At 69.5% G+C, this 13,833-nt stretch carries 9 protein-coding genes and 1 pseudogene; 6 read left to right on the forward strand and 4 right to left on the reverse strand.

What is annotated here, in order from left to right:
- Positions 1–147: 147 nt before the first annotated feature.
- Both ACFYY1_RS25465 and ACFYY1_RS25470 read left to right on the forward strand, forming a co-directional pair.
- Positions 148–1,107: an SDR family oxidoreductase gene (locus tag ACFYY1_RS25465; RefSeq protein ID WP_388589528.1), complete on the forward strand. Its 960-nt coding sequence runs from the start codon at positions 148–150 to the stop codon at positions 1,105–1,107.
- 85 nt (positions 1,108–1,192) lie between these two features.
- Positions 1,193–1,507 (forward strand): hypothetical protein, encoded by a 315-nt coding sequence (locus tag ACFYY1_RS25470; protein ID WP_388589531.1) that lies wholly within the window; start codon positions 1,193–1,195, stop codon positions 1,505–1,507.
- 87 nt (positions 1,508–1,594) lie between these two features.
- Here the strand turns inward: ACFYY1_RS25470 and ACFYY1_RS25475 are convergent, their stop codons facing one another.
- Complete coding sequence (locus ACFYY1_RS25475) at positions 1,595–3,535, reverse strand: SpoIIE family protein phosphatase (RefSeq protein ID WP_388589533.1); 1,941 nt, start codon at positions 3,533–3,535, stop codon at positions 1,595–1,597.
- Between the two features lie 92 nt (positions 3,536–3,627).
- Between ACFYY1_RS25475 and ACFYY1_RS25480 the strand changes: the two genes are divergently transcribed.
- Both ACFYY1_RS25480 and ACFYY1_RS25485 read left to right on the forward strand, forming a co-directional pair.
- Positions 3,628–7,914 (forward strand): HAMP domain-containing protein, encoded by a 4,287-nt coding sequence (locus tag ACFYY1_RS25480; protein ID WP_388589536.1) that lies wholly within the window; start codon positions 3,628–3,630, stop codon positions 7,912–7,914.
- The gene (locus ACFYY1_RS25485) at positions 7,911–8,639 is read left to right on the forward strand and encodes a two-component system response regulator (protein WP_388589539.1); all 729 of its coding nucleotides are present in this window, start codon (positions 7,911–7,913) and stop codon (positions 8,637–8,639) included. Before ACFYY1_RS25480 ends, ACFYY1_RS25485 begins: the two co-directional genes overlap by 4 nt.
- Positions 8,640–8,775: 136 nt before the next feature.
- Here the strand turns inward: ACFYY1_RS25485 and ACFYY1_RS25490 are convergent, their stop codons facing one another.
- Both ACFYY1_RS25490 and ACFYY1_RS25495 read right to left on the reverse strand, forming a co-directional pair.
- A complete protein-coding gene (locus ACFYY1_RS25490) occupies positions 8,776–9,300 on the reverse strand; it encodes a DUF1877 domain-containing protein (protein WP_388589541.1) in 525 nt (174 codons plus the stop codon).
- Between the two features lie 233 nt (positions 9,301–9,533).
- Positions 9,534–9,740, reverse strand: a pseudogene (locus tag ACFYY1_RS25495) (hypothetical protein); the annotation flags it as partial.
- A 476-nt stretch (positions 9,741–10,216) separates the two neighbouring features.
- Between ACFYY1_RS25495 and ACFYY1_RS25500 the strand changes: the two are divergent.
- On the forward strand, positions 10,217–11,236 hold the full coding sequence (locus ACFYY1_RS25500; RefSeq protein ID WP_388589543.1) for a proline racemase family protein: 1,020 nt from the start codon (positions 10,217–10,219) through the stop codon (positions 11,234–11,236).
- Positions 11,237–11,450: 214 nt separating this feature from the next.
- Here ACFYY1_RS25500 and ACFYY1_RS25505 read toward each other — a convergent pair whose 3' ends face one another.
- A complete protein-coding gene (locus ACFYY1_RS25505; RefSeq protein ID WP_388589546.1) occupies positions 11,451–12,482 on the reverse strand; it encodes a helix-turn-helix domain-containing protein in 1,032 nt (343 codons plus the stop codon).
- Between the two features lie 167 nt (positions 12,483–12,649).
- Between ACFYY1_RS25505 and ACFYY1_RS25510 the strand changes: the two genes are divergently transcribed.
- Positions 12,650–13,771: a PP2C family protein-serine/threonine phosphatase gene (locus tag ACFYY1_RS25510; protein ID WP_388589548.1), complete on the forward strand. Its 1,122-nt coding sequence runs from the start codon at positions 12,650–12,652 to the stop codon at positions 13,769–13,771.
- The last annotated feature ends 62 nt before the right edge of the window (positions 13,772–13,833 follow it).

The raw sequence follows: 13,833 nt of genomic DNA on the forward strand, positions 1-13,833 counted from the left end.
CGTCCCGGTTGGTCGGGCCGTGACCGGCCAGGTGCTCGGTGATGGGCTCGTAGGAGCCGGCAGGCCGCGACCGTGAGGACGGGAACAAGAACGATCCAGGAAAGAAAGACGACATGAGCTGTCGCCTTTGACGTGCACGGTGGTGCCATGAACAAGGACAGGATCACTCAGCACACCGGCCAGGCCGGACCGCTCGCCGGCCGGATCGCGCTCGTCGCCGGGGCCACCCGCGGCGCCGGCCGCGCCCTCGCCGTCGAACTCGGCCGCGCCGGCGCCACCGTCTACGTCACCGGCCGCACCACCCGCGAGCACATCAGCGAGGTCGGCCGGGCCACGGAAACCATCGAGGAGACCGCAGAACTGGTCACCGCGGCCGGTGGCACCGGCATCGCCGTCCCCACCGATCATCTGGACGAGGACCGGGTACGCGCCCTCGTGGAACGGATCGACCGCGAGCAGGGGCTGCTCGACATCCTGGTCAACGACCTCTGGGGCGGAGAGCACCTGCTCATCGGCTCCGTCTTCGGCAAGAAGAGCTGGGAGACACCGCTCGCCGACGGCCTGCGCATCCTGGAACTCGGGGTGCGCTCGCACGTGATCACCGCGGCACTCGCGCTCCCCCTCCTGGTCCGCTCCGCCGCACCCCTGCTCATCGAGGTCACTGACGGCACCGCGGTCTCCAACCGCCGATACCGCGAGAACCTCTACTACGACCTCGCCAAGAACGCCCCGATCCGGATCGCCTTCGGGCTGGGCGAGGAGCTGGCGGAGTACGGGGGCACCGCGGTCGCCGTCACACCGGGCTTCCTGCGCTCGGAACAGATGCTCGCCCACTTCGGCGTGAGCGAGGACAACTGGCGCGACGCCATCGCACAGGAACCGGGCTTCGCGGTCGCCGAATCACCGCACTACCTCGCCCGCGCGGTCGCCGCACTCGCCGCCGACCCGGACCTGGCCGCCCTCTGGAACGGAAAGTCCACCTCCAGCGCCGAGCTCGCCAGGACCTACGGCGTCCGTGATGTCGACGGCAGCCGGCCGGACGCCTGGGCGTACTTCGAGGCCGTCGTGCACGGCGGGAAGGACACCCCCGTGGACGAATACCGCTGATCCGCCGGCCCCCGTGCCCCGAGGTCTCTCGTTCGGCCGCGGATGGTGGCCCGGGACGGACGTGCACGGGGCGATGGTCGGGGGTGTGCGCACGTGGTACTTCGAATACGGCTCGGGCTCCCAGACCCTGCGCTTCGACTCGTTGTCGATCGTGCACGACGCCACCGTCACCGTCCCGGCCTGGATGGCCTCCGAGCTCACGGAGCAGCAGGCGGCCGAAGCACTGCTGCCCGTTTCCGACGGGTACTTCCGCGACAGTCGGGGCGATCTCGTGTCCCGTACACCGTTCGAGTGCCTGCGTGATCACCTGGGCTACCGCATGGAGGTGCGTCAGGCACGGTACGACCGGTCGGAGCTCGGAAAGGGCCGGCTGCCGGTGGAAGTGGACGTGGTCAGCTGACCACCCGGGCCTGCCGGCCCGGCGTTCCCTCCTCACCGGGCACGTCGAGTGGTCCACGTCGTTCGACCGCTGTCAGGACCCGGAGCGTCACACGCCGGAGTCGGCCACCACCGCTTGCAGCACCAGTACCGAGAGGTCGTCCTCGACCGGTCCCACCCCGAAGTCGTGGGCCGCCCGCCGTACATGCTCCGCGAGTGCCCTCGCGCCCAGCCCCATGCCCTGTCTGAGGACATCGGCTAGACCGTCGTTGTCGTCCAACTGCCAGTTCCCACAGCGGCGTTCGGTGACCCCGTCGGTCACGCACAGAAGCGTCTCGCCGGGAGCGAGGTCGAAGGTGCTGGCCTGGAACTCGGCGCCTTCGTCGATGCCGAGCAGCATCTGGGGTTCGGAGGCCGGTTCCACCCTCCCGTCGGCGAACAGGTGCAGTGGCGGAGGATGGCCCGCGCTGGCGACCGTGCAGCCGGCACCGGCCCTCCCCGGGGCGACGGTCAACTCCCCGTACAGCAGGCTCAGGAAGCGTGGGCCCGCTTGCTCACCGCCGAGCGCGTACGCCTCGGCACCCTCCTCCGCCATGGCGATGTTGAGCCGGCCGAGCACCGACTCGACGCCGTGGCCCTCGCGCGCGAGCAGCCTGACGAGGTGCCGGGCCAGGCCGGTGATGGACATCGCCTCCGGGTCCTTTCCCTGTACGTCCCCGAGCAGGAAGCACCAGCGGCCCTTGCCCATCGGGAAGATGTCGTAGAAGTCCCCGCCGACGGTCTGTCCCTCGCCGTGCGGCTCATACACGACCGCCGTGTCGACGCCTGCGATACTGGCCAGTTTCGCGGGCAGTTGTCTGCGCTGGAGCACCGCGCTGATCGCGTGCTGCCGGGTGTACTGGCGGGCGGTGAACACGGCCTGCGCGACCCTGCGGGCCACGGCCTGCACCATCCGCACCACGGTGTCGGTCATCCGCAGCTGCCCTGCCCGGCCGAGCAGCAGAACGCCCTGGTCGATGTTGGGCGCTTCGAGCGGGAAGGCGTACGCCGACCCGCCGGCCGGATCAGCACCGGCACTCACCGGACAGGGCCAGGGCGTGCCCCCGGTACGGACCGCGGCGGGGGGCGGCATCCGTTCCAGTTCCTCGCGCAGCGGACCGATGCGCCGCTCGTCGGCATGCCAGACCCGGGACAGTTGCAGCCCCTGTCCCGGTGTGCCGAGCCAGATGCCGCACCAGTCCGCGAGCCGGGGCACCAGCAGTTGCGCCGCGAGCGCGGTGACCATGGCCTCGTCGAGCTGGCCTGCCAGGAGTTCGCTGGTCTCGGCCAGGAACGACGGCCCGCCGCGGTCGGCCCACTCCGCGGCGCGCCCGCGGGGAGGCGCGGGATGCACGGGTTCCTCCGCGTGAGGATGCGCCGAATCCTCTGTGTCACGGGCCTCCGTCGTGTCACGGGCCTCCATGCCATGGACCTCCGTGGCATAGACCTCCGTGCCATGGGGCGGGGCGTCGCTGCCTGGCTCGGTGGTACCGGGCCCGGAGGAGGCCGGATCCGTGGCCGGTGCGTCTCTCCCGCCGGCCTCCAGCCGGAACCAGACCCGCTTCTCCGCCCGCCGGTATGTCACGCCCCAGGACTCCGAGAGCGCGCTCACCAGCTGGAGTCCGTACCCGGGCTCCCCGTGCCGGACCGCCGCACAGCGTATGCCTCTGGAGGGGTGGCGGTCCCCCACCTCGACGACGACGCCCGCCCGGGTGGCCGGGTTCCGCTCCACGCGGCAGACGACGTCGATGTCCGTGCCCGCGTACATGACGGCGTTGGTGACCAGTTCGCTGACGAGCAGGACCGCGTCGTCGACGAGCTCTTCGGGGATCCGGGCCGGAGCAGGGGCGTCGTCGAGCGCCGCCGTCCACCCCTGAAGTGCCGCACGCACGAATTCCCGGGCCCGGGAGGCAGCCAGTTGATCCGCCGGCAGCCCCTTCCTGGACGCCGATTCGCTCGCCAGCACTGACAACGGGATCACCACTCTCCCCCATGTGCCGAATGAGCCCATGAAGAGTGTTTTCGTGCGCTTTATACTATGACATGCGTCACTGAGTGAATCTTTGTGACGTCCACCAATTGATCTTGGGTGGAGGGTGTTCCATGGCACTGGCACCGACTCGGCCCGGCACGGAGCCGGACGAACAGTGGGTTCGTACGAGTGATCTGCGCCCGTTGCTCTCCGCGATGCAAGCTCTGTGTGACGGCGACTTCACGGCGCGGGTGGAGACTGCCGGGGGTCCGGACGGTGGCACCCCGCCGGACGGGGTACCGGCCGAGATGGCCGGGGTGTTCCAGCAGATCGTTGCGCGCAACGCGCATCTTGCCTCGGAGCTCCAGCGGGTACGTCGCGAGATCATCCGCCAGGGCCGGCTGGACGAGCGGATCTCGGCGAGCCCCGGATCGGGGACCTGGACGACGAACGTCGAGGCCGCCAATACCGTCCTGGAAGCACTGGTGGTTCCCGTCGCCAAGGCCACCCGGGTGCTCGACGCCGTCGCGGACGGTGATCTGACCCAGCACGTCGATCTGCACGACGGAAGCCGGCAGCTCCGCGGCGACCTGCGGCGCCTGGGTGTCGGGGTGAACCGGATGGTGGACCAGTTGTCCCTGTTCACCGGCGAGGTGACACGGGTGGCCCGCGAGGTCGGCACCGAGGGGCGTCTGGGCGGCCGGGCGAAGGCACAGGGGCTGTCGGGCGACTGGCTCTATGTGACCGAAGCGGTCAACACGATGGCGTCCCGGCTGACGGCACAGGTCCGCAACATCGCCCAGGTGACCACCGCCGTCGCCAACGGCGACCTGACGCAGCAGGTGACGGTCGAGGCCACCGGCGAGCTGCTGGAGCTGAAGCTCACCGTCAACACCATGGTCGACCAGCTCCGGGCGTTCGCGGACGAGGTGACCAGGGTCGCCCGCGAGGTCGGCACCGAGGGCCAGCTCGGCGGCCGCGCCCAGGTCAGGGGCGTGTCCGGGGTCTGGAAAGACCTCACCGACAACGTCAACTTCATGGCGTCCAACCTGACGTCCCAGGTCCGCAACATCGCCCAGGTGACCACCGCCGTCGCCAACGGCGACCTCAGCCAGAAGATCACGGTGGACGCGCGCGGCGAGATCCTGCAGCTGAAGTCGACGATCAACACCATGGTCGACCAGCTCTCCGCCTTCGCCGACGAGGTGACCAGGGTCGCCCGCGAGGTCGGCACCGAGGGCCAGCTCGGCGGCCGCGCCCAGGTCAGGGGCGTGTCCGGGGTCTGGAAAGACCTCACCGACAACGTCAACTTCATGGCCGACAACCTCACCTCCCAGGTCCGCAACATCGCCCAGGTCGCCACCGCCGTCGCGGAAGGCGACCTCGGCAAGACGATCACGGTGGAGGCCAAGGGCGAGATCCTGGAGCTCAAGTCGACGATCAACACCATGGTCGACCAGCTCTCCGCCTTCGCCGACGAGGTGACCAGGGTCGCCCGCGAGGTCGGCACCGAGGGCAACCTCGGCGGTCAGGCGCAGGTCAGGGGTGCTTCCGGGGTCTGGAAGGACCTCACCGACAACGTCAACAGCATGGCTCTCAACCTGACGTCCCAGGTCCGCAACATCGCCCAGGTGACCACCGCCGTCGCCAACGGCGACCTGTCGAAGAAGATCGATGTCGACGCCCGCGGCGAGATCCTGGAGCTCAAGGACACCGTCAACACGATGGTCCAGCAGCTGCGGGCGTTCGCGGACGAAGTGACCAGGGTGGCCCGCGAGGTCGGTACCGAGGGGCGCCTCGGCGGCCAGGCCCAGGTCCACGGTGTCTCCGGGGTCTGGAAGAACCTCACCGACAACGTCAACTTCATGGCCGACAACCTCACCTCCCAGGTCCGCAACATCGCCCAGGTCGCCACCGCCGTCGCGGAAGGCGACCTGTCGAAGAAGATCGACGTGGACGCGCGCGGCGAGATCCTGGAACTCAAATCCACGATCAACACGATGGTCGACACCCTTTCCGCATTCGCCTCCGAGGTGACACGAGTGGCCCGCGAGGTCGGCAGCGAAGGGCAGTTGGGCGGCCAGGCCCGGGTGGAGGGCGTCTACGGAACGTGGAAGGGGCTGACCACCAGCGTCAACGAGCTGGCACTGAACCTGACCACCCAGGTACGCGCGATCGCCGAGGTCGCCAGCGCCGTCACACAGGGCGACATGTCCGGCTCCATCTCGGTGGAGGCCCAGGGCGAGGTCGCCGCCCTGAAGAACAACATCAACCTCATGGTGGCGAACCTCCGTGAGACCACCCGCGCCAAGGACTGGCTGGAGTCCAACCTGACCCGTATCGCCGGGCTCATGCAGGGCCACCGCGACCTGGTCGAGGTCGCCGACCTGATCCTGCGCGAGCTGACCCCGCTGGTGAACGCCCAGTACGGCGCGTTCTTCCTGGCCGGGGCAGGCGTGGCCGGGGCCGGCGCGCCATCCGGCGAGGACCTCGAACTCCTGGCCGGTTACGGCACCGGCCAGCCCGAGGACCGCCGCCGGCGGACCCAGCTCAGCCTCGAAAGTCCCGGCTGGGGCCTGATCACCCAGGCCGCCACGGAGAAGCGGCGGATTCTCATCGACGCGGTCCCGACCGAGTACATCACCATCAGTTCCGGCCTCGGGTCCGCTCCCCCGGCCAGCATCGTCATCCTGCCGATCCTCTTCGAGGACCGGGTGCTGGGGGTCATCGAACTGGCCTCGTTCAGCCGCTTCAGCGAGGTGCACCTCGCCTTTGTCGACCAGTTCGTGAACACCATCGGCGTCTCCATCAACACCATCATCGCCAACTCGCGTACCGAGTCCCTCCTCTCGGAATCCCAGCGCCTGACCGCGGAACTGCGCAAGCGCTCCGACGAGTTGCAGCTCTCCAACGCCGAGCTGGAGGAGAAGGCGGCGCTGCTGGCCACGTCCTCCCAGTACAAGTCGGAATTCCTGGCCAACATGTCGCACGAGCTGCGCACCCCTCTCAACTCCCTGCTCGTGCTGTCCCGGCTCCTCGCCGACAACCCCGACAACCACCTCTCCGCGCAGGAGGTGGAGTTCGCCGTCACCATCTACCGGGCGGGCTCCGACCTGTTGCAACTGATCAACGACATCCTCGACCTGTCGAAGATCGAAGCGGGCCGGATGGATGTCCATCCCAAGACGCTGCCGCTGATCAAGCTGCTGGACTACGTACGGGCGACGTTCCAGCCGCTCTCGCTGGACCGCGGCCTGTCGTTCGACATCAAGGTCGGCGAGAACGTGCCCGCCGAGCTCTTCTCCGACGAACAGCGCCTCCAGCAGATCCTCCGCAACCTCCTCTCCAACGCGATGAAGTTCACCTCGTCCGGCGGAGTGCAACTGATCGTGGAACGTGCGACGCCCTCGGACTTCGAGGAGGAGACACTGCGCACTGCCGACGCCGTCATCGCTCTGACCGTCAAGGACACGGGAATCGGTATCGCGCCGGAGAAGCTCGACGGGATCTTCGAGGCGTTCCAGCAGTCCGACGGCACCACCAACCGGAAGTACGGCGGCACCGGGCTCGGCCTCTCCATCAGCCGGGACATGGCGGGCCTCCTCGGCGGCCGGATCATCGCGGAGAGCGAGCCGGGCGTCGGTTCCGCCTTCACCCTCTTCGTCCCCGCGCACTACAAAGGCCAGCCCGCCGACATCTCCCCCGCGGTCGAACCACGCCCTGTCGGCGGCACCATCCTGGCCCTCGCCGGGCCCTCCACCCTGACCGGCCGTCCCGCGGCCGAGTCCGGGCCCGCGCAGGTCGATGTGTTCCATTCCCGGGAGCCCGTGACCCGCACCTTCCCCGACGGCGGTGGCGGTGGCGTCAACTGGCCGGAGACGACCCGGCTCAAGGACTGGCTGAGCGGCCCCGCCGCCGCCGTACTGGCCAACCGGCGCATCCTCATCGTCGACGACGACATCCGCAACGTCTTCGCGCTGACGCATGTACTGGGCCGCGTCGGCATCAGCGTCAAGTACGCGGAGAACGGCCGCGAAGGCCTTGAGGTCCTTGACCGGACACCTGACGTGTCACTGGTTCTGATGGACATCATGATGCCCGAAATGGACGGCTACGAGATGATCGGGGCGATCCGCCGCACACCTCGCTTCGCGGATCTGCCGGTCATCGCGCTCACCGCGAAGGCGATGCCCGGCGACCGCGAGAAGGCCATCGCGAGTGGCGCCGACGACTACGTCCCCAAGCCGGTGGACGTCGACCGCCTGCTCGCCGTGATCTGTCGGCTCCTCGACCCGCAGTGCACTTCTCCGGAGCCGCGGCCCGACCGCACCGGCAACGCCCTCTCCACGGACCAGGACGACCACAGCGCCCCTACCGAAACGGGCGATGGCAACGGTGCGACAGGACGGCCGTCATGACGGCGCCACGGGATACAGCACCGGAGACCTCCAGCGTCCTCATCGTCGACGACATGGAGGAGAATCTGGTCGCCCTCCAAGCCGTCCTCGGCTCGCTGGCCCACGTGGTCCGCGCGCGATCCGGCGAAGAGGCGCTCAAAGCGATGCTGCGCCAGGAGTTCGCGGTCGTACTCATCGACGTGCTGATGCCCGGCATGAACGGCTTCGAGACCGCCGCGAACATCAAGGGGCTGGACCAGACGAAAGACGTCCCGATCATCCTGCTGACCGGTGCCGCGGTGGATCCGGACTACGCCTACCGCGGCTACACGGTCGGAGTCGCCGATTTCCTGATCAAGCCCTTCGACCCCTGGCTGCTGCGCACCAAAGTAAACGTCTTCCTCGACCTGCACCGCAAGAACCGCCAGCTCATCGACCAGACCGAACAGCTGAAGCGACTCCTGACCGCCGACGGCGGCCACCCCGGGATCCCGTCGACCGCCCCCGAAACAGCCCACGCGTCAACCGACCCCGCGAACGGGACGGACCACACACGCCCCACAGGCCCTGAGGAACACCCTGCGCCCGGGGAACAGCCCGACCGGCTCACCGAGGCCGCCGGCCAACTCGCCCAGGCGGAACTCCTGCTGCGAGATGCCGACACTCCTGACAGTGCTGCCCTCGCCGACCGCATCCTCGACCTTGAGCAGGCAGTGGGACGACTGAGGACGGACCACGGAACGTAGGCGGTCGGACCGGTCGGGTGACCGGGCGGACCGCTGCGCGGGGTCCGGTCGGCGACGTTGTGCGGCTGCGCGCAGGCGTGCAGCCGTCCTCGTGATTCCCCAGCGGACGTGAGACCGGCTTGGGGTGAGGCCCGTATCAGTCCCACCAGAGCACGACGAGAAGGTGCCGTCGGGACGCTCCGAGGTAGAACTCCCGCAAGGCGTTGAAGTGCTCGATCAGATACTTCCCCGGGCCTCCAGTTATCACGTCGGCTCCGTGGCCGACCAAAGCAGCGACCTCTGCGTCGTCGGTCGGCAAGGCGGCCAACATGGCCGGCATGTCCATCTCCTGGAGCAGTTCGGCGACGCGAGCCACTTGAGCTGCGGAAAGCGCTGTGGGAGCGGGCCCGAAGGGGGCGATGGCATGCGGGTGTGTGCAGAGGAAGCCCAGGTCGACCGCCGTGCCGCCGTCGGTCGCCTGCTGCAGGGCGGCCAGCCGGACGTCATCGAGACCCGCCAGCTCGCACACCCGCCCCAGCAACGCCGGCGCCCAGTCCAGATCCAGGACGTCGCACGGCGGCGGATCCCACTGAGGGTCTCCGTCCGGCGATTCGCCGGCCGCGCGGCGGCGATCGGCCAGATATCCGTCCGAGACGCGGGCAAGTTGCTGAGTGACGGCCATGACGGCAGTATCCCGACGGCGTCCAGCGGTTTACCTGCTTCGGTGTCCTCCGACGCCGTGGGCGTCCGATCCAGGACGAAGGAGCACGGGGGAACAGTCGTGGAACACATCGGCGCGGCGGCCGGGGTGTTTCACCCCGCCGCGGGCCGGGGGCGGTCGGGGCGCACGGAGAAGGCCGTGTCACCCGCCACGGCCACGATCGCGTCCCGCACCAGGACGATGCTCGGGAGCCGCTTCTCCGCTGCCGCGACCTCCTGGCGGAAACGGACTCGGAACTCCTCGTCCTGCGCGTACTGCGCGTACTGCGCGTGCACGACCTTGACCGCGACCCGGCGCCCGGAGGCCGACCGTCCGAGGTAGACGGCTCCCATGCCTCCGCTGCCGAGCTTGCCGAGAATCGCGTTGCCGCCGACGAACCCGGCGGACCCCGGCTCCCCCATGTTCACCGGTGTCGACGACACGCTCCCCAACTCCCCGCGCAGCATGATCCGTTCCGGCCAAAGATGCATCAGCCCGGCCCCCTGCCGCGCCGCTTCCGCAATCACCGTCGGCACGGTCTGCCGGGCCCGGCCGGCAGCTCGGAGGGATGAAGCGACCGTCGGCCATGGCCGATCCGTGCCAGTGACGCTCCTGGGCACCGAATGGACGCGGTGCGGGATAGCGTCCGGGAGCCGCCGAACGGCGGCGACGAGGTCGACCGGGTCGTCACCGAGGGCGGTATCGAGGGTCCGGGCCGAGGCGTGGATGGCGCGGTTCGCCGACTGACAACATGTCACCGGCAACGGATTCACCGGGGTTTCCCCGCCGCGCCCGCCTCGGCTCCCGACTCAAGCGATCCCGAACCTGACGAGTTCGTCGACGCCGCCCGGACCCGACCGACTCGCATCCTGCCCTCACCAGCTCCGTGGAGGACCTCATGACCATCCATCAGGTACGCACCACCGACTACCACACCGGTGGCGAACCGTTCCGCATCGTCCCCGAACCGCCGGTCGCCATCGAAGGCGCCACCGTCGCCGAACGCCGTGTGCTCGCCATCGGCAACGCCGACGTGGACAACCTGCGCAAGCTGCTGTGCTTCGAACCGCGTGGACACGCCGACATGTACGGCGGGTTCATCACCCCGCCCGATGACGAGGGTGCGCACTTCGGCGTGCTGTTCTGGCACAAGGACGGCTTCTCGACAGCCTGCGGCCACGGGTCCATCGCGCTCGCCGTCTGGGCCGTGCAGACCGGCCGCGTCGCCCGTGACCCCTCCGGCATCACCACGGTCGTCATCGACGTCCCCTCGGGCCGGGTCACCCTGCGCGTGCACACCGTCGGCGAACAGATCACCGGAGTCGACTTCGTCAACGTCCCCAGCTACCGACTCGCCGAACGCGTCACCGTCGCCACGTCCCGCGGGGACGTCGTCGTCGATGTCGCCTACGGCGGCGCCATCTACGCACATCTGGAAGCGGCCGGTGTGGGACTGGCGGTCACCCCCGAGCACTACTCCGACCTCATCGCGATCGGACGCGAGGTCAAATGGGCGCTGAACGACAGCGAGTACGCCCGTCACCCTGTCGACGACCGCCTCAGCGGCATCTACGGGACCATCCTGTACGACGACCTCGGCATCGACGAGAACGGCAACCCGCACCAGCGCAACGTCACCGTCTTCGCCGACGGCCAGGTCGACCGCTCCCCGTGCGGCTCCGGCACCTGCTCCCGCGTCGCCGTGCTCGCAGCGGGCGGTCACCTCAAGCCGGGCCGGACTCTCGTCCACGACTCGATCGTCGGCACCCGCTTCCACGCACGGGTCGTCGCGGAGACGGCCGCCGACGGCCACGCGGCCGTCATCCCAGAGGTCACGGGGATGGCGTACCGGACCGGCGAGCACCGCTTCGACCTCGATCCCGCAGACGGCCTCGGCACCGGCTTCGTCCTGCGGTAGCCGCCCCGCCGACCAGCTGGGGATGCGGGTACGCGGTGCGACGTCCCGCGTACGCGTCCCAGCTGCGGGCGTAGTTGATCGTGGTCGTGTCCCCCGTCGCCGGACGGTCGGTCTCCAGGCTCAGCCGGTGGGCCTGCCGGGCGTCGAGGAGCCTGCACATGACGGGATTCCCGCATGGTCGGGTTTCCATCGGACGGTCACGAGGGAGGGCCGGTCACAGCCAGCCCGCGCGGGCGGCGTGCCAGCCGAGCTGCAGCCGGGAATCGGCTCCCGCGAGGTCCATCAGGCGGCGCGTCCGCCGCTCCACGGTCCGGATGGAGACGCCGAGCTGCGAAGCCGCACGCCGGTCGGAGATTCCCGCCAGCAGCAAGGACAGGACTTCGAGTTCACCCTCGGTCGGCCATTGCTCCGCTGCCGCCTGCGCCCGTACGCCGGTGGCAGTGGGGTACAGCGGCCGGGCCCGGTCCCATTCCTTCTCGAACAGGTGCACAAGGGCGGTGAGCAGACCGCTGCGATGCACCACGATGGCGCTCGGCTCGCCACACGGACCGGCCACGTCGAGCGGCACCATCGCGCGCTCCCGGTCCGACACGACCATCTTCAGCGGCAAGGCGTCGACCAGGCGGACTTCCAGCCCTGCTGTGATGGCCGCCCGCATGTCCGCTGCCATCTTTTGTCCGTCGAGATAGTCCTTCGTGGCCACGACCCGGAATTCGACCCCGCGGTCGAGCGCGGAACTCTCCGCCATGTCGGTGTCCTCGCGCGGCACCGCCATCGGCTCGCCGACGAGGAACACGAGCAGCTCCTGCTGCGCGCCGAGCTCCAGCTGGTGGAACCGGTGGGCGACCTGCTCCACGCCGACGACCACTTCCACGACACTGCCCGCGGGGTGTGCGGCGGTGTTCCGGTACTGCTCGGTCAGCACCGAGAACGCGGTCTCGGCCCGGTGCAACGCGTTGCGCTGCTCGACGAGAAGCGGGGCGAGGGCCACGGAAGGCGGCGCGAGCCGGTACTGGGCGGCTGGTCCGCCGTCGGCTCCCCGGTCGGCCGGGGCAGGCACCTCACCACCCGCTTCGGACACCACCGCGACCAGGCCGCGCGCCGCCAGATCGCACAGGACCCGGGCGATCTCGGCCCGCTCCAGCCCGGTCTGCCGGACGAGGTCCTGGGCCGAGGCGGACGGACGGGGCAGCAATGCGGTGTAGACGGCCTCTTCGGCCGACCCCAGTCCCAGTGCCTGCAACATCCGGTTCCCCCCTTCGGGGCAACCTTATCCCCGCCGCCCGATGCACCATCCGCCCACCCCGGAACGCGTGCGGCCGAGAGGGTGCGGCCGTCCGGCGGGGCGTGGCCGCACGGCGGTCGGGGCCTGCCTACTGTAAGTGGATATGCCCCGTCTGCCCCGGAGGTCCCGTGGTACGTAAGCATGCGAAGAAGCCGGTGCGTCCGGCCGAGGCCATCGAACCGCCGAGCGGGGCCGAAGTCGTGATCGCTGTCGCCTCGGTCACCTTGCTGGTGCTGGTTCTGGGGGCCCTGTCGCAGTCCCCGGTGTGGCTTCTGGGTCTTCTCGTCTTCCTTCCGGGGGCTGCTTCGGCGCTGTGCACCGTCCGCCAGACGCAGTTCGTGTTCGCCTGGACCGGACTCGTCGTGATCGTCACCATGCTGGTCCGGCAGGGGGACGGGCGGCCGTGGCTCGACAGGATCCTCATGATCCTGCTCACCCTCATCCTGGGTGCGGCCTCCGTCTACGCGTGCCACCGCCGTATCAGTCGTGAGCAGGAGATGATCGGGCTGCGCTCCACCGCGGCCGCGATGCAGCGCCACATCCTGCGCCCCCTGCCCATGGTCACCGACGACGTCCTGGTGAACGGCGTGTACGAGCCCGTTCAGGAGGACCGTCTGGTCGGCGGGGACATCTACGACGTCGTCGACTCGCCGTGGGGAACCCGGGTGCTGATCGGCGACGTCCAGGGAAAGGGACTCCCCGCGGTCGGCGCCGCGTTCGCCGTCATCGGCGCGTTCCGTGCGACGGCCCACCGGGAACCCACCCTGACCGCGCTCGTCGACGCCCTGGACGCCTCCGTCGTACGGCACAACTCCTATGCCGCGCAGACCGGCGACGACGAACGGTTCGTCACCGCGCTCATCCTCAACATCGACGCGGGTGCCGAGGTGCAGGCCATCAACTGCGGCCATGTCCTGCCACAGGTGCTCCATGACACCACCGTCACCACACTGGCCCTCACGTCCGGCGTCCCGCTCGGCCTCGCGGAGCTCGCCGACGAACCCGCGACGGTCGACTGGTTCGTCTTCCCGCCCGGCGCGACCCTACTCCTGACCACGGACGGGCTCACCGAGACCCGCGCCGCGGACGGTGCGTTCTATCCCCTCACCGAGAGCCTCACCCGGCGCGTGTCGCTCTCCCCCACCGAGCTGCCGCGTGCGCTGTACGACGACGCGCGCGTGTTCGCCGGGGGTGGCGGCCAGCACGACGACGTGGCGGTACTGACGGTGCGACGGTCACCCACCCACTGAGCGGTCGTTCGTCGTACATCGTCATACGCAAAAGCCCCGCGCACGGCACAGGCGTACTCGCC

The sequence above is a fragment of the Streptomyces sp. NPDC001890 genome (genome assembly GCF_042891445.1).
Classification (GTDB): Bacteria; Actinomycetota; Actinomycetes; order Streptomycetales; family Streptomycetaceae; genus Streptomyces.

Coding starts and splice junctions, on each gene's coding strand:
- ACFYY1_RS25505 (WP_388589546.1), bottom strand. CDS start 12,482: ATGTTGCAGGCACTGGGACTGGGGTCGGCCGAAGAGGCCGTCTACACC.
- ACFYY1_RS25480 (WP_388589536.1), top strand. CDS start 3,628: ATGGCACTGGCACCGACTCGGCCCGGCACGGAGCCGGACGAACAGTGG.
- ACFYY1_RS25500 (WP_388589543.1), top strand. CDS start 10,217: ATGACCATCCATCAGGTACGCACCACCGACTACCACACCGGTGGCGAA.
- ACFYY1_RS25485 (WP_388589539.1), top strand. CDS start 7,911: ATGACGGCGCCACGGGATACAGCACCGGAGACCTCCAGCGTCCTCATC.
- ACFYY1_RS25490 (WP_388589541.1), bottom strand. CDS start 9,300: ATGGCCGTCACTCAGCAACTTGCCCGCGTCTCGGACGGATATCTGGCC.
- ACFYY1_RS25465 (WP_388589528.1), top strand. CDS start 148: ATGAACAAGGACAGGATCACTCAGCACACCGGCCAGGCCGGACCGCTC.
- ACFYY1_RS25475 (WP_388589533.1), bottom strand. CDS start 3,535: ATGGGCTCATTCGGCACATGGGGGAGAGTGGTGATCCCGTTGTCAGTG.